30 protein-coding genes are annotated in these 26,033 nt (G+C 42.5%); 18 read left to right on the forward strand and 12 right to left on the reverse strand.

Features of this window, described 5'->3' with window-relative positions; all coding sequences use genetic code 11:
* Position 1 precedes the first annotated feature (1 nt).
* Complete coding sequence (locus OEX01_04860) at positions 2–124, forward strand: fructose 1,6-bisphosphatase (GenBank protein MDH5448316.1); 123 nt, start codon at positions 2–4, stop codon at positions 122–124.
* Positions 125–152: 28 nt separating this feature from the next.
* Here OEX01_04860 and OEX01_04865 read toward each other — a convergent pair whose 3' ends face one another.
* Positions 153–701: a DUF5752 family protein gene (locus OEX01_04865; GenBank protein MDH5448317.1), complete on the reverse strand. Its 549-nt coding sequence runs from the start codon at positions 699–701 to the stop codon at positions 153–155.
* A 206-nt stretch (positions 702–907) separates the two neighbouring features.
* Between OEX01_04865 and OEX01_04870 the strand changes: the two genes are divergently transcribed.
* Complete coding sequence (locus OEX01_04870) at positions 908–1,381, forward strand: hypothetical protein (GenBank protein ID MDH5448318.1); 474 nt, start codon at positions 908–910, stop codon at positions 1,379–1,381.
* A 375-nt stretch (positions 1,382–1,756) separates the two neighbouring features.
* Here the strand turns inward: OEX01_04870 and OEX01_04875 are convergent, their stop codons facing one another.
* Positions 1,757–2,254, reverse strand: a complete 498-nt coding sequence (locus OEX01_04875) for a nitroreductase family protein (GenBank protein ID MDH5448319.1) — start codon at positions 2,252–2,254, stop codon at positions 1,757–1,759.
* Positions 2,255–2,476: 222 nt separating this feature from the next.
* Here OEX01_04875 and OEX01_04880 point away from each other — a divergent pair, with 222 nt between their 5' ends.
* Positions 2,477–3,013: a hypothetical protein gene (locus OEX01_04880; GenBank protein MDH5448320.1), complete on the forward strand. Its 537-nt coding sequence runs from the start codon at positions 2,477–2,479 to the stop codon at positions 3,011–3,013.
* A 115-nt stretch (positions 3,014–3,128) separates the two neighbouring features.
* Here the strand turns inward: OEX01_04880 and OEX01_04885 are convergent, their stop codons facing one another.
* The 3 genes from OEX01_04885 to OEX01_04895 form a co-directional block, all read right to left on the reverse strand.
* Complete coding sequence (locus tag OEX01_04885) at positions 3,129–3,467, reverse strand: hypothetical protein (GenBank protein ID MDH5448321.1); 339 nt, start codon at positions 3,465–3,467, stop codon at positions 3,129–3,131.
* A gap of 394 nt (positions 3,468–3,861) precedes the next feature.
* Positions 3,862–3,993 (reverse strand): hypothetical protein, encoded by a 132-nt coding sequence (locus OEX01_04890; GenBank protein ID MDH5448322.1) that lies wholly within the window; start codon positions 3,991–3,993, stop codon positions 3,862–3,864.
* A gap of 248 nt (positions 3,994–4,241) precedes the next feature.
* The gene (locus OEX01_04895) at positions 4,242–5,303 is read right to left on the reverse strand and encodes a hypothetical protein (GenBank protein MDH5448323.1); all 1,062 of its coding nucleotides are present in this window, start codon (positions 5,301–5,303) and stop codon (positions 4,242–4,244) included.
* A 320-nt stretch (positions 5,304–5,623) separates the two neighbouring features.
* On the opposite strand from OEX01_04895, the gene OEX01_04900 reads away from it, so the two are divergent.
* The gene (locus tag OEX01_04900; protein ID MDH5448324.1) at positions 5,624–6,889 is read left to right on the forward strand and encodes a glycosyltransferase family 4 protein; all 1,266 of its coding nucleotides are present in this window, start codon (positions 5,624–5,626) and stop codon (positions 6,887–6,889) included.
* Between the two features lie 27 nt (positions 6,890–6,916).
* Positions 6,917–7,957 carry a galactose-1-phosphate uridylyltransferase gene (gene galT / locus OEX01_04905; GenBank protein ID MDH5448325.1) on the forward strand — a complete coding sequence of 347 codons (1,041 nt, stop codon included), beginning with the start codon at positions 6,917–6,919 and terminating at the stop codon, positions 7,955–7,957.
* Between the two features lie 14 nt (positions 7,958–7,971).
* Here the strand turns inward: galT and OEX01_04910 are convergent, their stop codons facing one another.
* A complete protein-coding gene (locus tag OEX01_04910; protein ID MDH5448326.1) occupies positions 7,972–8,610 on the reverse strand; it encodes an isoprenylcysteine carboxylmethyltransferase family protein in 639 nt (212 codons plus the stop codon).
* 57 nt (positions 8,611–8,667) lie between these two features.
* Here OEX01_04910 and OEX01_04915 point away from each other — a divergent pair, with 57 nt between their 5' ends.
* Positions 8,668–9,288: a hypothetical protein gene (locus tag OEX01_04915; protein MDH5448327.1), complete on the forward strand. Its 621-nt coding sequence runs from the start codon at positions 8,668–8,670 to the stop codon at positions 9,286–9,288.
* A 106-nt stretch (positions 9,289–9,394) separates the two neighbouring features.
* Here OEX01_04915 and pyrB read toward each other — a convergent pair whose 3' ends face one another.
* Positions 9,395–10,315: an aspartate carbamoyltransferase gene (gene pyrB / locus OEX01_04920; GenBank protein MDH5448328.1), complete on the reverse strand. Its 921-nt coding sequence runs from the start codon at positions 10,313–10,315 to the stop codon at positions 9,395–9,397.
* Between the two features lie 104 nt (positions 10,316–10,419).
* On the opposite strand from pyrB, the gene pyrI reads away from it, so the two are divergent.
* Entirely contained in the window at positions 10,420–10,884 is a 465-nt protein-coding gene (pyrI, locus tag OEX01_04925) for an aspartate carbamoyltransferase regulatory subunit (protein MDH5448329.1), read from the forward strand.
* Position 10,885: 1 nt separating this feature from the next.
* Here the strand turns inward: pyrI and OEX01_04930 are convergent, their stop codons facing one another.
* Together OEX01_04930 and OEX01_04935 are read right to left on the reverse strand one after the other, a co-directional pair.
* Complete coding sequence (locus tag OEX01_04930; GenBank protein MDH5448330.1) at positions 10,886–11,230, reverse strand: nascent polypeptide-associated complex protein; 345 nt, start codon at positions 11,228–11,230, stop codon at positions 10,886–10,888.
* Positions 11,231–11,282: 52 nt separating this feature from the next.
* Positions 11,283–11,765: a pseudouridine synthase gene (locus OEX01_04935; protein ID MDH5448331.1), complete on the reverse strand. Its 483-nt coding sequence runs from the start codon at positions 11,763–11,765 to the stop codon at positions 11,283–11,285.
* 71 nt (positions 11,766–11,836) lie between these two features.
* Here OEX01_04935 and OEX01_04940 point away from each other — a divergent pair, with 71 nt between their 5' ends.
* The 7 genes from OEX01_04940 to OEX01_04970 all read left to right on the forward strand — a co-directional run bounded on the left by OEX01_04940 (position 11,837) and on the right by OEX01_04970 (position 18,877).
* Positions 11,837–12,358, forward strand: a complete 522-nt coding sequence (locus tag OEX01_04940; protein MDH5448332.1) for a multiprotein bridging factor aMBF1 — start codon at positions 11,837–11,839, stop codon at positions 12,356–12,358.
* 14 nt (positions 12,359–12,372) lie between these two features.
* Positions 12,373–13,629, forward strand: coding sequence for a GTPase HflX (hflX, locus tag OEX01_04945; protein ID MDH5448333.1), 1,257 nt, complete (start codon positions 12,373–12,375; stop codon positions 13,627–13,629).
* A 5-nt stretch (positions 13,630–13,634) separates the two neighbouring features.
* Positions 13,635–14,183, forward strand: a complete 549-nt coding sequence (locus OEX01_04950) for a tRNA (cytidine(56)-2'-O)-methyltransferase (protein MDH5448334.1) — start codon at positions 13,635–13,637, stop codon at positions 14,181–14,183.
* 84 nt (positions 14,184–14,267) lie between these two features.
* A complete protein-coding gene (locus OEX01_04955) occupies positions 14,268–14,777 on the forward strand; it encodes a transcription factor (GenBank protein ID MDH5448335.1) in 510 nt (169 codons plus the stop codon).
* Positions 14,770–15,297 carry a TIGR00295 family protein gene (locus OEX01_04960; GenBank protein MDH5448336.1) on the forward strand — a complete coding sequence of 176 codons (528 nt, stop codon included), beginning with the start codon at positions 14,770–14,772 and terminating at the stop codon, positions 15,295–15,297. The genes OEX01_04955 and OEX01_04960 overlap by 8 nt, the downstream gene beginning before the upstream one ends.
* A gap of 13 nt (positions 15,298–15,310) precedes the next feature.
* Positions 15,311–16,075 carry a DUF2110 family protein gene (locus tag OEX01_04965; GenBank protein ID MDH5448337.1) on the forward strand — a complete coding sequence of 255 codons (765 nt, stop codon included), beginning with the start codon at positions 15,311–15,313 and terminating at the stop codon, positions 16,073–16,075.
* 378 nt (positions 16,076–16,453) lie between these two features.
* Complete coding sequence (locus OEX01_04970; protein ID MDH5448338.1) at positions 16,454–18,877, forward strand: VWA domain-containing protein; 2,424 nt, start codon at positions 16,454–16,456, stop codon at positions 18,875–18,877.
* Here the strand turns inward: OEX01_04970 and OEX01_04975 are convergent.
* Positions 18,874–20,511 (reverse strand): DUF885 domain-containing protein, encoded by a 1,638-nt coding sequence (locus OEX01_04975; protein ID MDH5448339.1) that lies wholly within the window; start codon positions 20,509–20,511, stop codon positions 18,874–18,876. The genes OEX01_04970 and OEX01_04975 overlap by 4 nt on opposite strands.
* A 356-nt stretch (positions 20,512–20,867) precedes the next feature.
* Here OEX01_04975 and OEX01_04980 point away from each other — a divergent pair, with 356 nt between their 5' ends.
* From OEX01_04980 to OEX01_04995, 4 genes are read left to right on the forward strand one after another with little or no spacing between them, the layout of a single operon-like run.
* Positions 20,868–21,341: an AIR carboxylase family protein gene (locus OEX01_04980; GenBank protein MDH5448340.1), complete on the forward strand. Its 474-nt coding sequence runs from the start codon at positions 20,868–20,870 to the stop codon at positions 21,339–21,341.
* Positions 21,342–21,355: 14 nt separating this feature from the next.
* Positions 21,356–22,198 (forward strand): phosphoribosylaminoimidazolesuccinocarboxamide synthase, encoded by an 843-nt coding sequence (locus tag OEX01_04985; GenBank protein MDH5448341.1) that lies wholly within the window; start codon positions 21,356–21,358, stop codon positions 22,196–22,198.
* Between the two features lie 16 nt (positions 22,199–22,214).
* A complete protein-coding gene (locus OEX01_04990; GenBank protein ID MDH5448342.1) occupies positions 22,215–23,408 on the forward strand; it encodes a DUF72 domain-containing protein in 1,194 nt (397 codons plus the stop codon).
* Between the two features lie 46 nt (positions 23,409–23,454).
* A complete protein-coding gene (locus OEX01_04995; GenBank protein ID MDH5448343.1) occupies positions 23,455–23,676 on the forward strand; it encodes a hypothetical protein in 222 nt (73 codons plus the stop codon).
* Positions 23,677–23,683: 7 nt separating this feature from the next.
* On the opposite strand, the gene OEX01_05000 is transcribed toward OEX01_04995, so the two are convergent.
* Complete coding sequence (locus OEX01_05000) at positions 23,684–24,805, reverse strand: aminotransferase class V-fold PLP-dependent enzyme (protein ID MDH5448344.1); 1,122 nt, start codon at positions 24,803–24,805, stop codon at positions 23,684–23,686.
* A gap of 298 nt (positions 24,806–25,103) precedes the next feature.
* Positions 25,104–25,631: an AbiV family abortive infection protein gene (locus OEX01_05005; protein ID MDH5448345.1), complete on the reverse strand. Its 528-nt coding sequence runs from the start codon at positions 25,629–25,631 to the stop codon at positions 25,104–25,106.
* Between the last annotated feature and the right edge of the window lie 402 nt (positions 25,632–26,033).

Genomic DNA, 26,033 nt, shown 5'->3' on the forward strand with positions numbered 1-26,033 from the left:
ACTGGCTGGAGTACTTCGCAGGATGGGTGAATTTCAGCCCGCACGTTTGAGTGCAGAAGCTATGGAGTATACGACATTACCTCAGATAGTAGAGAAACTGAAAGACCACTTCCAACCTGCCTAATTTTTTTCTTCTTTTTAACTTTCGCTTGCTAAGAAGACTCAGACAGATTCATCAGCTCGTCGCAACGAGTTCTAGTAGCTTCGTAGACCATTCTTCGAAGTTCTTCTCCTGAGGCTTCCGTTTCTCGAATTATTCCCATTTTTTTCGCCAGTTCTTGGTCTCCTATGCTTTCAAGCCACCGCTCAAAATCCTTTCGGGAAAAGTGGAATTCTACAGAGTTTATGTCGGCGGTTTTTATCTTTTCGCAAAAGTCTGGAAGGCTGTTGGCCTGCAAGCCTAAGTATTGGTTGATTCCTACGTAGAAATAGAATGTTTTTTCGGGAGTCACTGGACTTAGGAGAGAGGCTGCTACTTCTTTGCTGACTTTGCGTTTCAGAGTTTCTCTGGCGAGGTCAGTTACCTGGTAGTAGCCTTTTTCTGGCGAAGAAACGTATCCTGCTTTTTTTAGGCCAAGGATGTGCATCATGCATGAAGAAAAGTTGAGTCCAACTTTTTTTGCTATGTCTTTAGGCTTTCTAGGCTGGCTTTCTTTAGCCATTATTTCCAAAATTGTTCTTTTGATAGGGTTCAAACGCATTAATCGTTACTCTCCTCTTTATATTATTGTGTGTCTTGCCTTTTCAGATTTTTGCTGTTTTTACCTAAACACTTGAATAGGAGAATAGCGAATAGCGGTTGTCCATAAATTTTGAATATATAGCACACGTTTTGAGCGAAAAGCAAAAAATGTTTAAGCTTTAATAGTGCGAGGGAGTAGTTCAATTAAAAAGGGAAGAAAATAACATGCCAGAAGAAAATCTTGTAAAGCTCATTAGGGAGCAGATAAAAATAGAGAAGAATTTCGCCACAACCATCGATGAGCAGATAAAAAACATCCGTAACGTAGCAGCTAAGTTGTTGCTGTTGGAGACGCAGAAAGACTCTGAAAAACATGCTATGATTTTGGAAGGCATCTTGGATGTAATTAGTCAAAAGGATGCTAAGCGACTCTGGGATACTTTGGTAGATAGTTATGTCGACCCGTTAGTCGTTAGAAGAAGTCTCGAAGACCACATCAAGACGGAAACAGCGATGCTTGAGCATGTGAAGAAGGAGATTAAAGAAACAGAAGATAAAGGCATAAAACTGCTGTTGGAGCACGTTGCAAGCGACGAAGAAAAACATCATAGGATACTGCAAACCGTTATAAAACACGTATACGATATCGAAACAATGCGCACGCGTGAACAAAGCATAGAAGATCAATCAAGAGGCTAATGATAAGCACATTCTTTTTCCAATTGACTCTTAGTCAACATTCCAAGTTAACAGTAAACTAGTTGATATGCTGGCAGTCCTATTGTGTCTTTAGGAAACGTAAAAATCCTTAAAAAGTGCATATAAATAACAACCACGTGATCGTAGAAAAGAAGGAATAGGCTTCCTTCAAACACACTTTTTTAGTCAGGAAATGGGTAAGAAGTTTGTTCCAGACAGATATATTGACATCTTTCAGGGAAGAGTACCAAGAAATGTATTAGCCAAACATTATACTCCGCAAGGAATTAAGATGTTGAAGGAAATCTATGATAAGGCAAACTTGAAAGTACTATCCTAACGTTGTATAGAAAATCGGGATAGCTCTATACATGGTTAGAAACTGTTGAAGCCAAACATTTCTTCAAATGATTTCTTCTTTCTTGGTTTTGGCTGTTCAGCAGGATAACCAAGGGTTACCAGCGCAACAAATTTCCATTTATCAGGGATCTTCAGCAATTCTTTCACTTTTTCTTCGTTGCAAGCTCCTATCCAACATGAACCGATCCCTAAAGTCCACGCGGCAATAACAATGTTCTGCATTGCAATAGTGGCGTCAACAACAGCCCATTTTCCAGTCAAAAGCGATTTTACGTCTGCACACCCAACAATAGCGACGGGAGCATATTTGACAAAACGGTTAATCAAATTATCGCACAAGTTCTTTAGCATATCATGATCATTCACAACGACGAAACGAATAGGCTGTCTATTGGCAGCAGAGGGAGCCTGTCTGCCAGCCTCAAGAATTTGCTTCAAAACCTCTTCAGGTATGTCTTTGTTTTCATAGCGTCTAATGCTCCTTCGGCTGAGAATCAGATCAAGAAGAGACATAAAACCTCATTCTTCCTAAACTCTTCTTTGTCTTTTCAGAAACAACTCTTAAAAATGTTTGTGAGTAGGGCAGAGCTCCGAAAGGCGTTTTAGCCAAACACTATACACCTCAGGGAATCAAGATGTTGAAAGAAATTTACGATAAGGCGAATCTCAAGTAGTGGGTGAGGGATAGTTAACTTTAATTCTTCTATTCTTCCAAGAAATGCATGGGGAGTACCTATGAAAACTGGTTTGAGAAAGAGAGATGTTCTGCTCGTGCTACTATTTGTGCTTGCATTGATGATCTTAGTCTTAGCATATCTACTTGTTAGCAATCCTGCGAATCACGACACTTTTGTGCTCCCTTTCTCTGAGAGTGCTAAGAGGGAATTGAATCTGAAAACCGGTGAGCACGTTTCTATCTGGTTGTCTGCAATGCCCCCAAGAGTAAGCGGACGGAGCGGACAAATGTGGGTGATCAACTTCTGTGTTATCGATCCCAGCAACCGAACAACGCTTGAACAGCGTGGAATCGCAGGTACAGGATGGCTTTACCCCATGTCGTTCGTGGCTCAGGAAGAAGGTACGTACACTATGAAATTCGAGAACACCATTGGTGGCAATTTTGACAAAACAATCCGTCTATCCTATAGGATAACCAATTCGATCGCCGGGATTCCCATTGAGCATTTCTTGATATTCATGATTGCGGCAACCTCTATAGGCATTCTCATATTGGCAGTCAATATGCTGATTGTAAGAGGCAGATCTAACTAGAAATATCTACACGAACGAATTGGAGGATACAAGAGTGGCCAGTGACATGCTTAGAGGGTGACTCGAGGCGATATACAATAAGGCCAAATTGAAGGTGTTAGGGCAGGTATTTTGCCTAAAAAATTGAAGATACCCAATTCCACAGAGAAACTACTTTCTCAAGAGCAATTACAAATAAGCTGAACACTGCAATTATCAACGCCCAACGCTCATAGAGTTCTTCCCACGTTTTTGCTTTGATGACACTTACGCTAGAACCGGGTTTGATATAGTCTTCAACACGTTTTCCATCATAAAAAAGAACCTTTCTAAGATTACCTTTCTCATCTTTTATTACATAGACTTCCTTGTCTGTGGGACTCTTACTAATAAAGACTAAACCAAAACCATCTGACAATGCGTTGTAAGTGACACTAGGAGTATTGTAAGAGCCATTCTTTTTCAGAAGTGGCAATATAATCGTTTCCCCATCTAATTGGTTAGAAGGCCAGAGAATGTCATAATTGAAGTCTGCTCCTAGAAAATCCCTTCACTTATGTTTTGGATGTGGAACGATATTTCATAGGGTTCACCAGAAATGACAGATTTGAGAGGGATAAGTCTGAAAAGCTTAGCTTTAGACTTCAAAAAAATCTTAACAATTAGTCTATAGGATTCAGGACTACTCAAACTCCACCCTTCTTTAACAACTCTACTATCTTCTGAAGCATCTAAAAGATTTGGGGAGTCCCTAGAAGAACAAGCCCGAAACCTAACACAAAAAAAGAGGGAAGTTGGAAGACTTAGGAAACGTAAATAAGCGATAACGCATGCATGCGCGCGCATGTTAATCGTTTGGGGCTAGAATTCTATCCCCCAAAATCTAGTATCACAAAAAGGAAAAACCAAATAGCGGCACCAATAATTGCAACAAGTATTGGTAACCAAATAGCCCAATTCATTCTTCTTTGTTTTTCTTCTTCTTCATTTCTTGAACTCATCCCAATACGCCACCAAGTCAATCTAAACCAGTCAAGATTTAAGCCTTACGTCATCATTTGCTTATCGTCTAAGCGCGCGCATAGCAATTTGTTACAATTCCCATGTTTGATATACTTGCGAAAAGGTTTTAAATTTGTAAAAGAAAAAAGTGTTGGTGTCTGTGTAGGGTTGATTCCTCGCTGTGTGATTTTAGCCAATTGACATAGATATTAGGAGCAGAGAAGTAAAGGTCTGAGGCAAAAGGCGATCATGTTGGAAATATCTGCAGCGTTTCTACGTATCTCCAGAACCTCCACGCCCTTGTAGGAATCCGCATGATTATTTTGATTGTGTCGCTTCCTTGAAATTGTGTTCCATCTCTAAGAGAGCCTGTTATTGTTAATGTTACTGTTCCGAACCTATCAGGCTGTCTACCTGTGAGAATTAACTCTATTACCGCTTGTCTATCGAATTTGACCATTAAATGCGTTGCTTGCTTAGTTTTATGCCCAGCTCTTGGTGAAACAGTGCCATTCAGTAGTATTGACGATATGTCGACATGTTGGTTTGTATATTCTGTTGGAAGTCTTAGGAAGGCGAGTATACACGTGCCTCTGCTTCTTAAGTTCAGAATAGATGGCGAGAATTTCGTGTCAACATTCACGACTTCTCTTTCCCAAACGTTAGTCTCCTTTATCACCACACCCGTGAACATGTATGTTACAAACCCTTGCTCCAACTTGGTGATTTCTCTCTCGTCAATCCACTCGTCGCATATCCCGGTTGCTCTGTCCCAGTAAAGATGCATTTCAATGACCTGTTGAATGCTGCGATATGGAGAAGTCCAGTTGCTCTCTTGGCCCCAGTAATTTACCTTTCTTTCTGCCTCAGCATATCTACGTGTCAAAGTTGCGTTTATCACTGGTGAATGGGGTTCCTTGTAGATTGTATCTCCAGCGCTGAGGTTCGCAGCTATGAATAAAGTTGGAAATGAATGGCCGAGTGTGCTCGCGACGTCGGTCACCATCCTCCAAGATGTTTCTGTTCCATTGTTGAAGCGGATTATGACTTGGAAGGTGATGTTTGTGCCTGATACCGATTCCACTTCTGCCTTATAGGATTCTATCTCTCTGGCTCCTAAAGGAGGTGGAGGTATGGGTGGATCAGGGTCGTTGGTTGTGTAGTTGACTGTAACATCATATGTTGCCCAATCACCAACTTCAACTCCAACCTCTCTTTGTTCTGCTAAAACTTCTTGAACGTCAAATGCCAATGCTAAGCCAGCAATCAAAATTAGAGTCAATATTGAAAATGAAGCAGATTTCTTCATTCTTTCTCCCTAAATTACAGTGCGGCTTGGAATCTATTATCTTTTTTGCTGTCTGAACTTTTTGGTGATTTTTACAAAACTTTTACAAAAACTTTTACAAATTACCATGCTTTTACATCATAAGCAACTTTGCGCGCGCATGGTGGATCGGTCGGATTTGAACCAGCGATTTTATGGACTCCCTAGAAGAACAACCCCGAAGCTGCATAATCAACAACACAAAAAAAGAGGGAAGTTGGAAGCCTTAGGAAACGTAAATAAGCGATAACGCGCCTAAGCGATAGAAATAACATCGAGGTAAACGGGGACTGTGAAAAGCCATGAGATTAGCTGTGATGGTTTATGAATATCCGCCCAAAATAGTTGGGGGTTTGGGCACGTATGCAGCAGAGATAACAAGAAAGTTTGTTCTCTTAGAAAACGACGTGTCAGTGTTTACCATGAACGATGATAAAGGCGCCCTTCCCACTAGGGAGTTATGGCGTGGAATCGAAATTCACCGTCCCCTTCACATTGACGTCTCAGATTCTCTGCCAGACGTGATTGCAGAAGACGTTAGAAAATGGGGGCGGGGGATACAGTTCTTCTCCAAAATTCTCGTTTACAACTATCTCAGCGCTTCAAAAATAATTAACGAACTTGTCAAAAAAGAAGACTTCAAATATGATGTTCTAGTTGCGCATGACTGGCTTTCTGTAATTGCCGGCGTTACGGCGAAAAGAGAACTTGGACTGCCACTTGTTTTTCACGTTCATTCCACAGAGAAAGGGCGGACTTTGGGCAACGGATCAGAAGTCGTCAGCAGCATTGAACACCGTGGCGGACAGATGGCTGACTTGGTAATTACCGTTTCAAACGCGATGAAAGGCGAGTTGATCGAATTAGGGTTCCCAAAAGAGAAGATTAGGGTTTGCTACAATGGAGTTGACCCTGACAAGTATTCTCCCAAGCAGGTGGATGAGGCGAAGCTAAAGGAGATACGAGAAAGCTACGGGCTTAAAGATAAGGATGAGATGATACTTTTCATCGGGAGACTTGTGTGGATTAAAGGGGTTGACAAGCTTATTATGGCTATGCCCCATGTTTTACAGAAGGTTCCTAACGCGAAGCTTGTGATTGTTGGCTTAGGAGATATGGAGGAACACTTGAAAAGTATGGTTAAAGGTCTCAAGCTTGAAGATGCTGTGAAGTTTCGTTTTGAGTTTGTGTCTGAAGAAGAACGAATCGCCCATTATGCAGCCTGTGATTTAGCGGTCTTTCCCAGTCTTTATGAGCCTTTTGGAATTGTTGCGTTGGAAGCTATGAGTATGGAGAAGCCTGTTGTTGTGGGCGCCAGCGGAGTGAGTGGTATGAAAGAAATAATAATAGCTGATGGTTCTGAGCAATGTGGCTTCCACATTAATCCTAATGACCCGGTGGACATTGCTTGGGGAATTGCTAGTTGTCTTCAGAACCAGAACAGAAAGCAGATGTTTGGCAAAAATGGCAGAAAACGTGTTTTGGCAGAGTTCACTTGGGATGCTATAGCGAAGAAAACCTTAGACATCTATCGTGAAGTTGTTAAGGAAGAAGAGAAAAAAGATTAAGCGGCTTATGCTAAAAGTGTTGGCTAGTTGCAGGATGTTATTTGTTTGCTGAATGACTTTCGGAAAGATTACCTTCTTAATCGTTGGGTTGTTATCGCTACTCATAGAGGACGTAGACCGACAGATTTTGCTAAGAAAGAAGCGGCTACTAAGAGTGTTGATAAGAGTTCATGTCCCTTCTGTCCCGGGAACGAGCGAAAGACACCGCCAGCCATGCTTGTCTACCTGAAAGGCAAAAAAAAAGTTGTGAAAGAGAAGGATAAAGATGGCTTACGCCACAAAAACTGGTTGATTCGTTGCGTGCCAAATTTGTACTCTGCCTTTTCTCCTCCTGAGAAGGGTGAAAGCTTCGAATCGGGCAAAGCGGTAGGACATCATGAGGTGCTTATTGAATCGCCGAATCACAATGAGCATCCTGCTGCCGCGAAGATTTCACAGTTAGTTCACGTGATTAACGGCTATATTGATCGTTTGAAGGTGCTTTCTTCCAAACCTTATGTGAAGTATGTTTCGATTTTCCGAAATCACGGCTTAGATGCTGGGGCTTCGTTATCACATGCCCACAGTCAAATAATTGCGACGCCCACAATACCAACGATTCCAAGTGATGAACTGAAGGCAAGCAAGAAGTTTTTTGAGATACATGAAATGTGTGTTTTCTGCTACATAGTTGAAAAAGAAAAAAGTGGACCTCGATTCATTTGGGAAAACGAAAGCTTTGTTACATTTGCACCTTGGGCTGGAGTTCATCCTTTCGAGTTTTGGATAGTGCCAAAGAAGCATCAAGCAACACTACTGGATTTACAGCCTAAAACTGTAAAGGATTTGGCCAAAGCTTTGAAAACTTGTTTAGGTGGGCTAAAATCGCTTCTAAATGACCCATCTTACAATTATGGGTTTCACATAGCACCAAACGAAGAAGCAGGCAAGTTTTACCATTGGCACATTGAGGTTTATCCGAAGCTAAGCATTTGGGCAGGATTTGAGAAAAGCACTGGAGTACACATTAATGTGGTGCCGCCGGAAGATGCCGCGCAAAATCTAAAACATACAATAGAAAGACTATAACTCAGCGATTAAAGTCAGGGTACTCCCTTTTTCCCTCTTGGAAAGAATTTACCAGTCGCACATTGATATTCCAAATACGCTTCACCAAACCTTTTCGTTAACAATTCTTCTTCTACAGTCGCTATATGCAAGTAGCCTGGAATTGCAATAAAAGGAATCACTGCTATCAGGTTTAGAAAAGTAAGGAACATACCGATGAACAAGATGAAGTAGGCAAGGTATGAGGGGTGACGCACATGGCTGTAAGGACCCCAAGTCACAAGTTTTTGCTTTTCAGGCATTTCCCAAGAAGTAGCATATCTACCTCTAGCTAGAACGCTCCAGATGAACAAAGCGTAGCCAAAAGCAGTCGCAAGAATACCTGCTAATTGCACCCACGAATCAAAGGGAAATTGAAGTTGAAGGAGAGAATTGCTTATGATTGTGTTAAGCCCCATGAAGACTATTATGATGTACAGGACTGACTCTAGAAAGAAGATTCCTGTTCCGAGAGCTGCAAAGGCGAAAATAGGTCCGCTTGGTCGCTCTACCTCAGCTTTGTACTTGACTCCCTGTTTACTTGCGCTGGATTTTGTTATGTTGTGCAGGTTTATGCTGGCAAAAATAGCGAGGCATGCTGCTAGGAAAATCGCTATTACTAGGTCAGGGAGCATAAATTAGAAATTGTAGATTCCGTTACTTATTAGTTGACCTTGCAACGGTAATTGGAAATGAACTTCGAAACTAGGATTTTGGATATAACCAAAAACGACGAGTATGAGAAATATCTTTACAAATGTCTCGCACCTATGCCTTTCAGAAAATACAGAAAAAGACGTGGATATTTAGAAGCTGCCATTCCTAAGGGATTTCATAAAAAAATTCTAATCTTCAATGAAGGAATTGTTGGGCAAATCGAATACGCCCCACCAGAAGCATCCTACTATCCAATAATCGGTGATAACGTCATCGTGATGAACTGCATTTGGGTATTAAGGAAAGTAAAAGGACGACTCCTTGGAAAACAACTGTTCGCTGATATGATGAAAAACGAAAAGAATGCAGATGGCTTTGCTACCGTAGCATTAGAAAATCATTGGAGTCCTTGGCTGAAAAAATGGCAGATGGAGAAGCTTGGTTTCAAATCTCTCGACTCAGTTAGAGTAATGCACAAGCTGAAGCACAAAGGAGAATGCTTCAAAATCTACCTCATGTGGTTGCCGACCGCCAAAAACTCGAAACCACCTGCATGGAACACACCAAAAATCTTAGAAGGCGTAAGCTGCTGCACTTCTCACCCACTTTACCACCAGGAAAAAACAAAACTAAAAGAAATCCTAGAAAAACGCTAGACTTTCTGATCCAGAGCTAAATCCACACTAAAAAGGCCTTTATATAGAAGGCTATTTGGAGTTCAATAGAACAGTCTAGTCACTGCACCGAACACAAAAAACGCCTCTATTCCACCTTCCCCAAAATCAAAGCCAGCAACGCCATCCTCATGACAATCCCATTCCAAACTTGCTGAAAATACCGTGCATGACTCGTTCCATCCACTTCAGGCGCAATCTCATCCACCCTCGGCAACGGATGCAACACAATCATATCCTTCCTCGCCCTCTCCAACAATCCCAAATCAACCCTATACGAACCCTTCACTTTCGCATATTCCGCCGCATCAGGGAACCGCTCCTTCTGAATACGAGTCATATACAACACATCCACATCACCAATAATCTCTTCCAAGCTACTCTTCTCAGTAACCTTAATCTTCTCCTTAATAACCTCCAAAACCTCCCTCCGCATATGCAACATATCAGGCGACACAAAAAACAACTTCACATTATACAACGACAATGCGTACGCCAGCGAATGCACCGTCCGCCCATAGCGCAAATCACCAACCAAAGCCACATTCAAACCGTCAATCCTTTCTTTCTCCTTCACAATCGTGTACAAATCCAACAACGCTTGCGTCGGATGCTCCTCAGCACCAGAACCACCATTAATAACCGGGACACCAGCAAACTCAGCTGCCAACTTAGCTGCCCCCTCCAGTGGATGACGAACCACAATCACATCAGCGTAGCTCTCAACAACCCGCATAGTGTCAGCTAAGTTCTCACCCTTCTTTACAGAAGCAATCTCCGCCTCCGCAAAACCAATCGCAGAGCCACCCAACCTATGCATAGCCGACTCGAAACTCAAACGCGTACGAGTGCTAGGCTCAAAAAACAGCGTAGCCAAAATCTTCCCCCGCAGCGAATCTGAGCCAGTCCTAGCCATAGGCTCCATAGCTCGAGCCATCTCCAAAACGTAATCAATTTCCTCCCGCGAAAAATCCTTTAAAGAAATAATGTCACGTCCCTTAAACTTCAACCTCTAACACCAAACACAAAATTGAGCATGTGATAAATAACTTCTTTGCTAGGAAAAGCCATATAGCCTTCTTTCTACGAATCTGTGTAAGAGGCAAACCATAAATGGCTGAAACAACCCTCCTTGTCTCAAAAATCAAAGATGGCACAGTCATCGACCACATCACAGGCGGACATGCATTAGACGTAGTAAAAATTCTGGGAATAACAAGGCGAACCAATGGAATCGTATTAATCGCTATGCATGTGCCCAGCAAACAGCTAGGCACAAAAGACATAGTTAAAGTGGAAGGCAGAGAACTAAAACCCGAAGAAGTCGACAAGATAGCGCTCTTAGCCCCCCACGCCTCAATCAACATAGTCCGCGATTACAAAGTAGTCGACAAAAAACTCGTAAAACTGCCAAACATCATACGCGGAACAGTGAAATGCGGAAACCCCGCATGCATATCCAATAGCAACGAACCGGTACAGCCAAAATTCTACGTAAAATCTCAGGAACCCCTAATGATAAGATGCCACTACTGCGGCTACCTAATGGAAAAACAAGACATTTTAAAACAATTCTAAGCTATCTTGTCTGAAGAAGAAGAATAGCCTTAGCAAGGTCTCCTCCGCTTTCTCCTAATGCTTGTCTTGCTTCTTCCATGCTTTTCCCAGTTTGATCAGCCACCAACCTTATGTCTTCTTCAGGAATCGTCGCCTTCTTTTCTTCAATCACTAATGCTTTTTCAGTGATTTTTCCTCCCGTAACCTGAAACACTTTTTGCCCTTTGAGGTTTAACATAGCTACTTCTGGCTCTTCAACAATTATTTCTTTTATGCTTGTTTTGAAAACAACTTGTTGAACGTCGGGCATTGCATCCATGCTTAAGCCCATACGCTTCATCATCCGCTTGGTCTCTCGTGAACTCATTCCTCTACGCAACTTTCACTCACTCCACACATAGTTTTCTTGCTTCTCCTTCTTAACCTTCCCCTTTTTTCTTTTCAGCAACTCCCCGTCTGACACGAACAGCAACGCCATGTTTAAACGCTTTCATCTCTTCTCCAGTTAAAAGTGCTCTGCCAACAGCCAAAACTTTATGTTGGCTATCTATAACGACCACTTCTTCTTCTGGTCTAATTTCCTCGTCACAGTCAACAACGTGCTTGGCAAAAACACTTCTACCCTTAGCAATGAAGTCGGCTACGTCGTCTTGAACCCTAACCCATAATCGGAGAGGCTTAATCCGCACGATGCGGCGTGCACCTTCGAGGGTTAGCGAAAAAAATCCGTCGGTAGGGCGTAAAGTAGCCAAAAGTTTACCATCTAAATAAATATGCCTTATTCTGCCAGTTCTTCGAGAGAAAGAAATGTCAACATTGTCGGGAAAAAGCGTTTTTCCAGTTCCTCGTCCCAACTGGTAATCAGCAATGGAACGGATTTTCTGTAAAGGATTATCTAGCATAGGTACACCATTACTAATGTGATAGTTATAAAGAAGCAAAGACATGTAAAAACAGTTTAGGTGACAACGCTTTGCAGTGCGAAGTTTGTGGTCGTCGTATAAGGGGCAAAGCTTACAAAGCTATAATCGAAAGGGCACGACTCGTAGTATGCAGTGACTGTGCAACGCTCGGCTCAATGAGCTGGGAAATTAAAACGCCGAAGCCAAGTAAATCTGCTGCCAAACTCAAAAAGCCACTAAAGCGGAAATTGAGTGTCTCAACGAAGCGACAGTCTCCTCTAGAGCCGACTTTAGAACTTGTTGACGATTTCGACGTTCGCATACGCCGAGCAAGGGAAAAGAAAGGATTAAGCCATGAAGACTTGGGTAGAAAAATAAACGAAAAAATCTCTGTGCTCAAAAAGTTGGAAAGCCACAAAATGACGCCTGACAACAAACTTGCTGAAAAACTTCAGCACTCATTAAAAATCAAACTCCTTGTTCCAGCAACTGAAGAGAAACTTTCGAAAAGACTCTTAACTGCAACTCCATCAAAAGTCCTAACGTTAGGCGATCTAATCAAAAATAAGAAAAAGCCGGAGGCAAAAAAATAACAAAAGCCATTGTCGTGCAACGACGCCTAAGAAACGAACCAAGCAGCTTGAAAGAACTTGGAAGCCTGGCAGGAGCTGCTGGATATACCGTTGTTGCAGCTGTTGAGCAAGTACGGAAAGCAGATCCAGGTTTTCAGATAGGAAGAGGCAAAGTAGAAGAGATTACACGACTAGTCAAAAAGTACGATGCTGGGAAAATAATCTTCGACAATAAGCTCAAATCAGTTCAGGCTTACAACCTCGCCAAAGAAACAGGCATAGAAGCCATAGACAGATTTCAGATAATTCTCGAAATATTCACTCGCAGAGCTTCAACAAAGGAAGCTAAGCTTCAAATTCAACTAGCTAAACTCCGCTACGAATTGGCACACGCAAAGGAAAAAGTTCGGCTTGCAAGAATGGAAGAACAACCAGGCTTCATGGGGCTAGGCGCATATGAGGTAGACGTCTATCATAGGGCAGTGCAAAGGCAAGTTCACACAATACAAGAAAAATTGAGAAAAATCAAAGGAAAGCGAGGCTTACATAGGAAACGAAGACGAGAACTCGGTTTCTCATCTGTTTCGTTGGCAGGTTATACTTATGCTGGAAAAAGCACTCTTTTCAATGCATTAGTTCAAGAAGCTGTTCCAACGAGTGAAAAATTGTTTACAACGCTCTCCACTACAACGCGAATCGTAGAGTTGTTTGGAAAACGAGTCCTTTTAACGGATACTGTTGGTTTTATCGATCGGCTTCCACTCACGTTGATAGAAGCTTTTCGCTCCACTCTTGAAGAAACAATTTTTTCCGATTCGATACTGCTAATTGTAGATGGGAGTGAGCCCTTGGAAGATATTGAAAGAAAAGTTTCGGTAAGCCTAGACATCATTCAAAGAATTGGAGCTCACGGGATTCCTATAGTAACTGTGCTTAACAAAATCGATTTACTCTCAGAGTTTGAAATTCAAAAACGAACAGAAGTATTGAAAGCAGCAGCTTCAAATGTTGTTCCCATCTCTGCTCTACACAGCATAAACATTAGCCTTCTTAAGCAAGAACTGTCTAAACGCCTTAAAAACTATGTTCACGTAACTTTTTCCATCCCACTTTCAGACGAAACTCTCTCCTTTCTTTCATGGCTCTTCAATTACGCCGACGTGAGAAACGTGAAATACGAAAACAATTATGCAAAAGTTGTCTTCGAGGCAGTGTCGAGCTTTGTTGACAAAGTTCTTGGACGTGTAGAGCAGTATGGTGGAACTGTTAAAGAACTTGTTGAGTTAGAATAGTTGGGATTAAATTGCCTAAGGTTGTAGTTTTAAGATGGGGACATCGACTGAGAGATGAGAGACTGACAACTCATGTTGCGCTCACCGCTAGAGCGCTGGGTGCATCAGGAATAATACTTACCGACGTTGAAGATGAAAAAATAAAGAAAACCATAGATGAAGTTGTCAAGAACTGGGGCGGGTTTTTCTTTTTTCAGATGGGTACTCCATGGAAAAAAGCTTTGAAAGACTGGAGAGCCAAAGGTGGCGTAGTTGTTCACTTGACCGCCTATGGTGAAAACATTCAAACAAGCAACGTAATCCAACGAATTCAAGCAGCTGGAAAAGATGTGCTGGTTATTGTGGGTAGCCAAAAAGTTCCAAGCGAATTCTTTTCTAAGGAAATTTCGGATTTTGACATTGCTGTTGGAAACCAGCCTCATTCTGAGTGTTCCAGTCTTGCAGTTTTCCTCGACCGATATTTTGAAGGTAACGAATTGGAGAAGACGTTCAAAAAAGCCAGACTACAAATCGTTCCGCAAAAATATGGGAAAAAAGTTGTTTCGAAAAAGTAAAGTTTAAAAGTCAAATTGGGATTCGATAAAGAGATTTATGTTTCATGTAGATAGTATATTAGTTGGTGACAGAGGTATCCTATGTTGACTTTCGTAGATGATGAGACATTGGTCAAAGTTGCAGAAGTGTTAGGAAAAGAAGATGCTATTGAAATCATGTACACATTGAAAGATGCAGGTGAAATTACAGATGACCAAATCGCGAACAAAACCGGGATACGGTTGAATTCTGTCCGCAAGATACTTTACAGGCTGTACGATCACTCTCTCGTGTCGTTAAGGCGATCAAGAGACCAAAACACAGGTTGGTTCATATTCCATTGGAAACTCCAGCCAGATCAGCTTGAAGGGTTCATTTTGAACCAAAAAAGACACGTTTTGCAGAAGCTGGATGCACGGCTTAGTTATGAGAAAAATCATGATTTTTACTATTGTGGCACCCCTGGATGTAAACAAGTTCCATTTGAAGAAGCAGTGGAACTGATTTTTCGGTGTCCGACGTGTAATAAGCCCATGATGCATTTTGACAATGGCAAGGTTATTGAAGTTTTGTCTCGAAAGGTTGATCAATTAAGGAAGGAGTTGAGTGAGTAGGCGGCTACCGTCTGAGGAGACGGCGCTGAAACTCCTAGTGCAAGCTGGTTGTTCAGAGAAAGTTGTGGAACATTGTGGAGTAGTGGCGGATTTTGGGGTGGAAATAGCTGAAGCTTGCAAGAAGAAGGGTTTAGAAGTTGATGTTGACCTTGTGCGAATTGGCGCACTTTTACATGATATTGGACGAGCAAAAACTCATACTGTTGACCATGGCATTGTGGGAGCTCAAATTGCAAGGGATTTCAACTTGCCAGATGCCGTGGTTTTTATCATCGAACGGCATGTTGGTAGTGGAATTACAAAACGTGAGGCTGAGAAACTGGGGTGGCCTGTAAAGAGTTACGTTCCAGAGTCCTTAGAGGAGCGTATTGTGTCTTATGCTGACAAGTTGATTGAAGGTTCAATGCGGATGCCTGTTGAAGTGGCTGTTGAGCGATTTTGTCGAGATAGGCACATTCCAGAAACTTCTGTTGAACGTTTGAAGCAGTGGCATAAAGAGTTTTCAGTCTGCTTAAAGTAGAGGAGTGCCGTTTTTGTGTGAAGTTGTGTTGCTTCAGAAGATTTATGGTGAGAGTTCCCTAGATGAGCTTAAAGAAGTTTTGAAGGGGTTATGCGAAGGGCTGAGAGTTGAGTTAACTGGTTTGAGTGTAGTGGAGAATGGCTGGGTCAAAGTTGAGATTTCTGGTGAGGATGAAAAGGTTGCGGTTCGTTTTTTGGAAAGAGAGTTAGGGTTAGCTCCGATTACCATTAGAAGTGTTAAACGATTTTCTGTTTTACGTGGAAAAGTCGTATTTTCTGGATGGAGTAGAATGAAAATTTCTGTGGATGTTGGAGTTTTTTCGCCAAAGCCCATTTACGTGTTTGTTCCTCTGCGGTGTTTGCAGGGACAGTTGGTTGATGGTAGGAAGTTTGCGCTTGAACGGGTTGCTGAGTTGTTTGGATTGGCAGATGGATTTCCTTTAGAGGTTCGGGTGGTTAAGGCTGGCGCAGACGGGTTTGAGGCGGAGTTGACGGAGAATCAATTAGAGCTTTACAGTCGCTGGATTGACTCGCGGGTTGATCGTTTAGTTGTTTTGGGAGCTTTAGGTGAAAGAGTGAGAGAGGCTGTTAGGAGAGCAAGGCTTAAGCGTGATGTTCTGGGGGTTGAATCTCTGGATTTTTTGGAACATGTTGTGGTTTGCAACTTGGGAACAGATGCTAGAGGATTAGTGCCGAAACTTGGAAGGCGGTTGTTTAAGGCGAGATTTGTGCGCTTTTCTCCCTTTCGAGTTTTGGAGTTTGTAGGTGGATGTTGGTAGAGTATAGTTTCTGTGTACGGCCTGTCTTTTGTCTAGGTTTTATTTGGTGCCAAATAGGCAGCTAATAGACACAAATGTGAATGGCACGTTCAGAAGAATTTTTCAGGCGTGTGTTGAGCGTTATTTTGTTAAGAGCCAGTTTTTAAGGTTGAACTACAGAGTTTTTAGTGTATGGGTATTGAGCCATTCTCTTATGCATGTGGTGGCTGTTACTGCACTAGTTTTGGTAATGCTTTTGCATTTGTTGTCCTTACCTTTGCTTGGCTGCAGCTCAATCGAGTTTGAAATTAGGCGCGTAAGGAAATAGCTTGACAAACAACCTTGAAAGTCACAACTTATATCATTCCAGATTCTCTATCTTATTAGAGAGAGCAAAGATTGCAACACAGAATTTTCTTCCCATTTACCGCCATCGTTGAGCTTGACAAGCTAAAGCTCGCCATAATAATCAACGCCGTCAACCCCAACATCGGCGGACTGCTAATTAGAGGACCAAAAGGCTCCGGAAAAACCACAGCCGTTCGAGCCTTAACGGATGTTTTGCCAGAAATCCAAGTCGTCAAAGATTGCCCCTTCAACTGCAACCCCTACGACGCTTCTAACATGTGCGAGAAATGCAGCGCAACCTACCAAAAAAACAGAAAATTCTCAATAGAAGAAAGAGAGATGAGGGTAGTGGACCTTCCCCTAGGTGCCACTGAAGACCGCGTGGTTGGAAGCTTAGACATTGAAAAAGCCATAAAACACGGCATAGAAGCACTAGAACCAGGCATTCTGGCAGAAGCAAACCAGAACATACTCTACGTAGACGAAGTCAACCTACTACCAGACCACATCGCAGACGACTTACTAGACGCTGCAGCAACAGGATGGAACGTCGTTGAAAGAGAAGGAATCTCAGTAAGCCACCCCTCACGGTTCATCTTCATTGGAACAATGAACCCAGAAGAAGGTCAACTCCGCCCTCAACTCCTAGACCGCTTTCCACTATCCGCTAGTGTCGAAAGAATAACATCAGTAGAAGAAAGAATGGAGGTCGTAAAGCGAAACCTAGAATTCGAAGAAGACCCCGAAGCCTTCCGCGAGAAACACAAACCCACACAAGAAGAGCTGAAAAACAGAATTGCACAAGCAAGAAAAACACTTCCAATCGTCGTTATCCCTGAAAAACTCCTCGAAGCAATATGCAAAACTTGCCTAGACTTGAAAGTTGATGGCTTAAGACCCGACATAGTTATCAGCAAAGCAGCCACCACTCTCACTGCTTTTGAAAACAGAAAGGAAGTTTCATTAGAGGACGTTTATATCGCCTCAGAACTTGCCCTAAGCCACCGCACAAGGGAAGGCGGGTTCCTCGAACCAGCTACACCAGAAGAAATAAAGGAAACACTCTTCACCGCTGCAAAGGCTGTTGGCTTTAAACCCGAAAAAACCGAAGCAAAAACGCAAAAAGAAAAAGGAGGAGGCGATAAAAAGAAGAAAAAAGAGGGACGTGCAATTGTCTTCATCAAAGGCGATGCGAGTAAGAAGTTTGAAAAATTTTTAGAAAAACACAAAAAAAGCACTGAAGTTCGTAAGAAATTATCACACCTCTTCGTCAAAATAAATAGATTGCTTGGTCAAGTGATATTTGCCTTTGGGCAGAGAATGAAAAAACAGGTCAAAGGCATACCAAGCGTGAAAGCCATAGTAAAAAGCAACAAGCCATTGAAAGCAGAGGACGGAGACGAAGGAAAGCAAATCAGTTTGAAGAAAATGAAAGGCATACCATCAATAAGTCATGCAGCAAAAACTCCCAGACTAAAAAAAGGACTCGCTCTTTTTAAAATCTTCAAAGGTTCAAAGATCGAATCTAGTGTCCTTTCAAAATCATCCTTTAAAATAAAGAAAACCCGCTGGGATACGAGCGGTTTCGCAGGCAAGAGAGCAGAAGCTACAACGACAATCGGCCGAGGCAGAGCCAGCGGATGGAAGTTCCCCCATGGCAAACCCAGAGATATACATCTTCCAGCCACTATCCGAGCGGCAGCAAGAAAACAAAAATATAAAAAGAAGAGTCTCGAAACCGCCCTCGATATAAGCCTCCACGATGTCCGTGAAAAGCTAAGGCGTTACAAAGTGCCCATGACAATAATTTTTGTGTTAGACCTAAGCGGCTCCATGATGCTCAGCATCGAAGCGGTAAAGAAGGCTATACTAAAACTGCATGGAGACGCTTACCGCTACAGAGATCGGGTTGGAATTGTGGTGCTGAAAGACACTGGAGCCGTTGTGGTTCAACATCCCATCACAAACCTGAGAGTTGTAGCAAACAAACTTCTAGGACTAAAAATCAGCGGCTACACGCCTCTTGCTGCTGGAATGCTCAAGGCTTGGGAGGCCCTGAAAGAATCAAAAAGACGCGCACCTTCAACAATACCAGCCATGATCGTCATTACCGATGGAAGCGCTAACGTGCCCTTGGTAAGAAGCTTGGAGACTGGTGAAGTTCGATCCATTGAAGAAATGCGTATAATAGTTCGAGAATACGAAGACCTTGCTATTCGCGATGTTATTTCTGTCTCTAAGATGATAAGAAAGGAAGGTATTCACACAGTAGTGATCAACACTAATCCCCACATGTATGGCAGAGAAACTTACGGTCTTACGGTGACTGAACTCATAGCCATCAACACACATGGTAAGCTTCATACAGTAGGCAGATTGGCTACTGAACCAGAGTTAGTTGAGAAAATTGTGGAAAAAATAGCAGAGGATCAGCGCTTAATTGCGCATGAAGCCTCTCTAAGGAAGTTTGATTAAGCCATAAGTTTCGCTACTTCTTGATTGAACACTTTTCTTAGCAGAGAGATTGGCAGGTATCCGTTTGCTGTGATGATGTCGTGGAAGAACTTCTCGTTGTATTTTTTTCCCATTTTCTGCTTTACTTCTTCTCGCAACTGCAGTATCAAGTGTTTGCCGAGAAGGTACGAAAGAGCGTAGCTTGGTGTTTGTGTATAGCGGCGTACCTCCGCGACAGCACCTTCCCGCGACAATCCAGCTTCTTTCATCAACAAGCCAACAGCATCGTCGAAGCTCATTTCGCCACGTGACAATTTGACGTCCACGATAATCCTCACAGCACGCCAGATCACATCTTTTATTTGTATCAGTTTAGATTCTAAGCTTGTTACGTATTCGTGTTCCACCATCATCTGCTCACAATAGTGCGCCCAGCCTTCAACTGTTTCCGTTCCATTAGCAAGCATGTGTATCAGAGAGCTTCTGTTTGAGATTGTACCTTGGAGAAAGTGTCCTGGAAAAGCTTCGTGGACTGCAGTGTTTTTGATGCTTACGTAGTTCAGGTGGCTGCCGAGGTTTGCAGTGTCTTTGGGTCGGGTGACTAGGTAAACGCCTATCATTGGCTTGTCAAATCTTGACGGCATCATCATAGCTGCGAACGGAATGAGAGGTGCTATAAATGCTGGAGTTTGCTCAATCACCAATTTGTCTTCTTCATGAACAGTGGCAATGTTGTTTTTAATGAGGAATCGTTTTGCCTCTTCCATTGCCTCTCTTGTGGCTTTTAAGGCTTCTTCAAAAGTTTTCGGAGCGTTGTTCTCAATCGTCTTCATGACTTCTTCGACACTTTTGCCTGGGGCAATCTGTGCGGCTATACGTGCTCTTTCCTCTTTTAACTCTTTAAGGTATTTGATGCCGAGTTGGTAGATTTCCTCTGAGGTCATTCCGAGGTCGCGTAGCTGGATTAGTTTCTCAAACTTTTCCTTGCCCAGAGCCCAGTTTTCGGTTGTGTTTGACTTTAGACTTTGAAGCCACTGCATGTGTTCTTGGAAGGGTTGCATCAGGTTCATTACGGTTTTTCCAAGTCTTCCATGGAGTTCCTCTGGAATCTTGCCCTTTGATGCTGCAGCGATAAATTGGAATAATCCGGGTATCTGTTGTGCTGATTCTATGGCGACTTCAGTCCATAGCTTTACAGGTATTGAGTTTTTAAATCTTGATCGAAACTCTTCTAAGTATTTGGGGAGTTTTTCGAGTCTTGCGATGATAGCGTCGATTCGTTTCTCTAAGGGTGCATAGTCTCGGGTGATCATCATGAAGAAGGTGCTGCCGACTTCTTGGAAGGCGTCTGGGTTTAGTTCGTGGGTGCGTTGTTCATAGACTTCGAATCTGCTCATTTCGAGGGCTTTCTCTAATACTTGGCAATCTATCATGTTAGCATCGTTTAAGGCGTTGTAGTCTATTGTTTCCTTAATGCGTTTAACAGATTTTTCAAGCAAATGCAGGTTTTCAAGAATGTGTGCAGTGTTGCCTTTTGGAAGCAAGTGGTCGTAGGGGTCGTGGAGGCCTAAGTGGCTGGCCCAGTGGGGGTTTAACTCGAAGAATTTGTCGAATATTTCCTTTTTTAGTTCTTCAAACTTTTCGTCTGTATTCAAAGCTTTTACACCTTAGCCGACAAATAAAGAGGCTGTCATAATTAAGCTTTAAACCGATGTGTGCGAGAAAGTCTTGCCTTTTGGTGGAGAGTAAAAGTTGCAATGGAGATGTTTTCAAGCATATTTTCTTTTTTGTGTTTGGATGTGGATGACCATAGTTGTAAGTAAATTCTCCTTTGTACTGCTTAGAATTCTTTCATGATTTGATTCATTGGAACAGTATCCAAAAAGTATTTGTTTTGAAAATTAATATACTCTACTGGGATGTGCTTTGAGATCGTCTGAATTTTTCTTATATCTATGGTGTCGGTTAGGGTTAGTTAGCTTTAAATCGTTTTTCTCGTAATATAGGAACCATGCAGCAAGGAAAAATCGTTGTTTTTATGGGTTCAAAGAGAGATTACGAGTTTGCCTCTCGTATCAACAAATTCTTGAAACAAGAAAAGTTCAATGTAAAATGCGAATATGTAGTCGCGTCTGCTCACAAAGCTCCCAGAAAACTGTTAGAAGAAGTTAAAAAATGCGAGAAAAAAGGGGAAAACATAGTTTTTATTACGGTTGTTGGCTTGTCCGACGCTCTCTCAGGGGTTGTGGCAGGCTCATCGAAATATCCAGTTATTGCTTGTCCCCCTGATTCGGAAAGGTTCTGGTGGGCTAAATTCTTTTCTTCAGCAATGACCCCTCAAGGTGTTGCAGTGGCTTATGTTCCTAGGCCCGAAAACGCTGCACTCTCCGCCGTTAAGATGCTTGCTCTCTTTGACAAGAGCCTGCAGAGAAAAGTTGAGGTTTACATGCGAAGGCTTAAAGAAAGCGGCAAATCCAAAGCCTAAAGCTGGAAGAACAGATGAGCTCCGACGTCATCCTCAAAACTCATCTCCCTCTTACCCTGTTCAAAAGGGGAAAAGTCAGAGACCTCTATGACATGGGCGAAAGACTGCTAATTGTCTCTACAGACCGCATCTCCGCCTTCGATGTAGTCCTTCCAAACGGCATTCCCCACAAAGGCGAAGCCCTCAATAGGCTCTCAGCATATTGGTTCAACGAAACTATAGATATAATGCCAAATCACATTCTAGAAGTCGTCAACCCCCGCACAGTCCTAGTGAAAAAAACTAAGCCCATAAAAGTTGAATTCGTCGTGCGCGGGTATCTCTATGGCTCAGCATGGGAAAACTACCGAAAAGAAAAGCCTATCAGCGGAACACACTTACCAAAAGGACTGAAAAAAGCCGAACAGTTATCTGAGCCCATTTTGACTCCTACCACAAAGGCAGAAACAGGGCACGACGTAGAAATGATAAAGGAAGAAGTTGCAGGGAAAATCGGGAAAGACATGGCAGAGAAAATTGGCAACGTATGCTTGAAGATTTATGAAAGAGCTTCACGGAAGGCAGAAGCCAAAGGCATTATAGTGGCAGACACGAAGATGGAATTTGGCGTACTTGACAACGAACTCATCCTCATAGATGAACTTCTAACTCCAGACTCGTCTAGGTTTTGGCCTAAAGACAGATACGAAGTTGGAAAGAGCCAGCCGAGCTTTGACAAACAATACGTACGCGACTATCTAACGTCAATAGAGTGGAATAGACAGCCTCCAGCGCCGGAACTGCCAGAGCATGTGGTTCTTGAAACTTCAAAGAAGTATATTGAGGCTTTTGAACGGTTGAGTGGAAAAAAATTCTAGGCTTGGTTGTTTGTCGATGGGTAGAGTTTTCCTCGGCACTTCAGGATGGTCCTACAAAGACTGGATTGGACCATTTTACAAGACATCAACAGAAAGCAAGCTTAAGGCTTACTCTAAGGTCTTCAAAACGGCGGAAATTGACTCTACTTTCTACCGCTTTCCCACAAGAGGTTTGGTTATGGGCTGGCTCAGATACACGCCGTCAGATTTTATTTTTGCGGCAAAGTTACCCAAGCAAGTTACTCACGAAGGAAGGCTTGAGTCTAAAGCTGTAGAAACCGATCTAAACAAGTTTTGCGATTTAATGCAGCCTCTACAGCTTGGCGGCAAGCTTGGCTGTCTTCTTGCGCAGTTGCCTCCAAGCTTGAAGTATGATGTTGCTTTGCTGGAAGGCTTTCTCACAATTTTCCCACCTGAGTTCAAGCTTGCCATCGAGTTTCGCCACAAATCATGGCTGAGAGATGAAACGTGGAAGCTATTAGAAAGCTACAATGCAGCCTATACCATCGTCGATGAACCTTTACTTCCGCCTACCGTGAAAGTCACTTCAGACATTGCCTATGTGAGGTGGCATGGACGGGGTGATCGTCCTTGGTACTATTATCTTTACGAGCCAAGTGAGCTTGAGCCGTGGGTTGAGAAGGTTAAAAAGACGGAGAAGCAGGCTAAGAAGGTTTTTGGCTATTTTAACAATCATTATCATGGGTATGCTGTTAGGAATTGTCTTCAGTTTGCAGAGATGATTGGGGAGTTGACGGAAGGACAGAGAGAAGCCAAAGAAAACATTGAAAGCTACTTCAAAGAGGCCAAGGCAGTGGCAAAGAAGAAGATGAAGGAGCGAGGCATGACCTTGGCTGCGTATATACCTGAAGAAGTTGAACGGATGAATTTTGAGAAGTTGCTTAGCACGTTTATGGATAAAGGTAGGATTAGACGGGCAAAAGGCATTAGCGATAAAGAGATTAGAATTGAGGAAATTTCCGACAGCAGCATTAAGGCTTCAATTCGCAAATACCATCTTTTCGTAGACACAAAAAACCGCGTAATGCTTCATGACTGTGCAGATTGGAGTCGATGTGCACCCGCAAAACAATTTTGCAAACATGTTGGCAAGGCAATGATGACGATTCCTAAAGAGAAGGCGACGGAGATTATGAGACAGATTGCATTAGAACGGGAAAAGTGGGAATTCAAACCCTACACAGCCTAAAGTTATAAGTTTAGAAAGCTAGTTTAATTGTCTAGGATGGTCTGTTGTGACTTGCTATTTTAGGCATCTTAAACATGTTTTCGAAAAAGCAGGAATAGAGGTCTCTAAAGAGAACAAACGGAAGATTGACAGAGTTATTCATGGCATTGTTGGTGTGGAGTATAAGAATTGCTCAAGTGCCTGGAAAGAGGTAAAGAAAAGACTTGCAGAGGATGAGGATGGTTTCGTTTCTAAGCTGAAGGAAGCACTTGCTAAGCATGCAGTTTAAGCCATTTTTATGTGGTTTTGAGTTCTTTGATTAACCGCTCTATTTCTTCTTCAGTATTATAGAAGTGAGGCGCCACACGCAGCCCCTTCGACCGCGCCGATATTATAACTCCCTTCTTCTTCAGCCTCTCTGCCCTCTCCTGAGCTCTATCAGTAAGAAAATGGACTATACCTGAACGACACTCCCTATCTTCTGGAGTAGTGAGACGAAATCCCAAACTCTTTACAGAATCCATAAGTAGTGCTGTCAGATCCAAAATACGCTTCTGAATATTCTCAATGCCTACGTCTAGGAGAAGTTGAATGGCAACCGCTGCTCCTACGAAACTTATGAAACTTGGAGAACCCACCTCGAAGCGGCTAGCAGTCTTAGAAAGCTGTAGCCGCCAAATGTCCCAAAACTCAATCGAGTCAAAAACCTCGGGTTTCACGCTTGCCCAACCGATAAATGGCGGTTCAAACCGTTCCACAAGCTCCTTGCAAACATACAGGTATCCTGCTCCAGCAGGACCTAGGAGCCATTTGTAGCAGCTTGCCGTCAAAAAGTCTACGCCATCCCTTCCCACGTCGACAGGCATAGCACCCAACGACTGAATAGCGTCCACTACAAGATAGGCACCGTGCTCATGAGCTATCTCAGCTAACGCCTTCAAGTCGTGTCTAAAACCGTTTACGTACTCCACATGGCTTACGGCAACTGCAGCAGTTTGGTCATTCACGGTCTTTTCTACATCTCCAAGAAAAACCTTTCCGCCAACATTCTTGACATACCGCACCTCCATGCCAAGCTTCTCTTTAAGCCAAGGATACACCACCGAGGGATACTCCAAATCCGTCGTAACAATGTTAGCACCTGCAGAGTAGTCAAGCATATTAGCAACAATATTCAGCCCTGTAGAAGTGTTAGGAACCAAAGCAACCTCGTCTTTTTCAGCACCTACAAGCTTTGCAAAAAATTCCTGCCCAAGACTATACTCCGACTCGTCAATCTCATAGCGACAAAGCTCCTCATTATACCTCCTCATAACATCCACCACAGGCTGCGGAAGAGGTGAATAAGCAGAGTGATTCAAAAACACCTTACTCCGCGTCACCGGAAACTTTTCACGAATCTCTCGAATGTCTCTCATCTATTCCAGCCTACCTAAGCATTTCCAATTATGGTTAGGCTTTAGGAGTGGTCTGTTTTAGGATTTTTGGTTTTGCTATAACTTTTCCGCATTTCTTACAAATCTAGTTTTCATGATTTTACTTCTTACGCAATATTCGATCATATAACTCCTTAGTGATCTTTCCGTTCTTGTACAACATTTCAGCTTTTTGAGAGAATCCATTAACATATGCAGTTTGTAACTGATCAATAAATTTCTTAACTACCTTCACTAAATCAAGAGGAGGATTTAATATTCCTGCACATATTAAATTCATTTATTCTTTATATTTTCTAGCATATTCGACCCATGATTCAGCATCTTCACGAGTGGAATTAGATGGAGCTGCCCATCTCCCTTCTCTGAAATCAACATATAATCCTCGTGACCTCGTATCCCTCATGGCTTTTCCTGCAGAATCCAAATCTTTACCCACTTCAACCAAATCCTCGACATCTAAAGGCTTATTAACTTCTTTATGATTCTCCATTGCTTTTCCTATTGCTTCCATAAAATGATAACTGATGAAAAGATTGAGCTTTGCTTCGTGGGCACTCCTACCATATGTATAGTCTTTTAGCTCATCAGCTAGTGTACGTTCTCCCTCAATTCTATTTATTGCACAAACATATGCCTTGCCTGCCTCCTCAATTGCAGAAATTGCTAAAAATACTGCATGACCATAACTTTCTCGTTTAAGCAATACTTCAGCGTCTGCAATAAGGCTACTTGCGTTTTCTAGACACAACTCTGCTCCTTTCTTTGGTTCTTCCTCTGTAGGTGCTTTCAAAATATCACCTTCCATATTTGGAATCTAGGATTAGGTTCCATATAGAGTCTCTCACCCTTTGGTTATAGTACTATTCTTTAAACGTAAAATTTTCCTAATACGGTCCTAACTGTTTCCCTTAAGTTAGTGGCATGCTTCTGTGAGTAGGTTGAGTTCTTTGGCGTAGTCGAGAAAAGCCTCTGAGAAAGTCCCCTACTACTCAGAATAGCTATTCTAATAGAAGCCTCTGGAAATTCTCAATAATTGTGGATTCCAGAGCCAAAAAGTTTCTATTTTTGATTTTGCTCTTACGTATATCCGTTAGGTGTAGAATGAGAGTTTTTGGTGCGCGCGCAGAAAAAGGAATACCATCAGTCCGCTTGTGCGCTTGCAGTTATTCCAAGATCCCGTCTTAAATTTCGCGAGGTTGTTATCTCC

This window comes from Candidatus Bathyarchaeota archaeon, from assembly GCA_029882535.1.
Taxonomy (GTDB): Archaea; Thermoproteota; Bathyarchaeia; order Bathyarchaeales; family SOJC01; genus JAOUKM01.

What these genes read in the sequence shown, in the direction of transcription:
- OEX01_04865 (MDH5448317.1), bottom strand. Translation starts at nt 701, where the DNA reads ATGCGTTTGAACCCTATCAAAAGAACAATTTTGGAAATAATGGCTAAA.
- OEX01_04870 (MDH5448318.1), top strand. Translation starts at nt 908, where the DNA reads ATGCCAGAAGAAAATCTTGTAAAGCTCATTAGGGAGCAGATAAAAATA.
- OEX01_04875 (MDH5448319.1), bottom strand. Translation starts at nt 2,254, where the DNA reads ATGTCTCTTCTTGATCTGATTCTCAGCCGAAGGAGCATTAGACGCTAT.
- OEX01_04880 (MDH5448320.1), top strand. Translation starts at nt 2,477, where the DNA reads ATGAAAACTGGTTTGAGAAAGAGAGATGTTCTGCTCGTGCTACTATTT.
- OEX01_04890 (MDH5448322.1), bottom strand. Translation starts at nt 3,993, where the DNA reads ATGAGTTCAAGAAATGAAGAAGAAGAAAAACAAAGAAGAATGAATTGG.
- OEX01_04895 (MDH5448323.1), bottom strand. Translation starts at nt 5,303, where the DNA reads ATGAAGAAATCTGCTTCATTTTCAATATTGACTCTAATTTTGATTGCT.
- OEX01_04900 (MDH5448324.1), top strand. Translation starts at nt 5,624, where the DNA reads ATGAGATTAGCTGTGATGGTTTATGAATATCCGCCCAAAATAGTTGGG.
- OEX01_04910 (MDH5448326.1), bottom strand. Translation starts at nt 8,610, where the DNA reads ATGCTCCCTGACCTAGTAATAGCGATTTTCCTAGCAGCATGCCTCGCT.
- OEX01_04915 (MDH5448327.1), top strand. Translation starts at nt 8,668, where the DNA reads ATGAACTTCGAAACTAGGATTTTGGATATAACCAAAAACGACGAGTAT.
- pyrI (MDH5448329.1), top strand. Translation starts at nt 10,420, where the DNA reads ATGGCTGAAACAACCCTCCTTGTCTCAAAAATCAAAGATGGCACAGTC.
- OEX01_04930 (MDH5448330.1), bottom strand. Translation starts at nt 11,230, where the DNA reads ATGAGTTCACGAGAGACCAAGCGGATGATGAAGCGTATGGGCTTAAGC.
- OEX01_04935 (MDH5448331.1), bottom strand. Translation starts at nt 11,765, where the DNA reads ATGCTAGATAATCCTTTACAGAAAATCCGTTCCATTGCTGATTACCAG.
- OEX01_04980 (MDH5448340.1), top strand. Translation starts at nt 20,868, where the DNA reads ATGCAGCAAGGAAAAATCGTTGTTTTTATGGGTTCAAAGAGAGATTAC.
- OEX01_04985 (MDH5448341.1), top strand. Translation starts at nt 21,356, where the DNA reads ATGAGCTCCGACGTCATCCTCAAAACTCATCTCCCTCTTACCCTGTTC.
- OEX01_04990 (MDH5448342.1), top strand. Translation starts at nt 22,215, where the DNA reads ATGGGTAGAGTTTTCCTCGGCACTTCAGGATGGTCCTACAAAGACTGG.
- OEX01_05000 (MDH5448344.1), bottom strand. Translation starts at nt 24,805, where the DNA reads ATGAGAGACATTCGAGAGATTCGTGAAAAGTTTCCGGTGACGCGGAGT.
- OEX01_05005 (MDH5448345.1), bottom strand. Translation starts at nt 25,631, where the DNA reads ATGGAAGGTGATATTTTGAAAGCACCTACAGAGGAAGAACCAAAGAAA.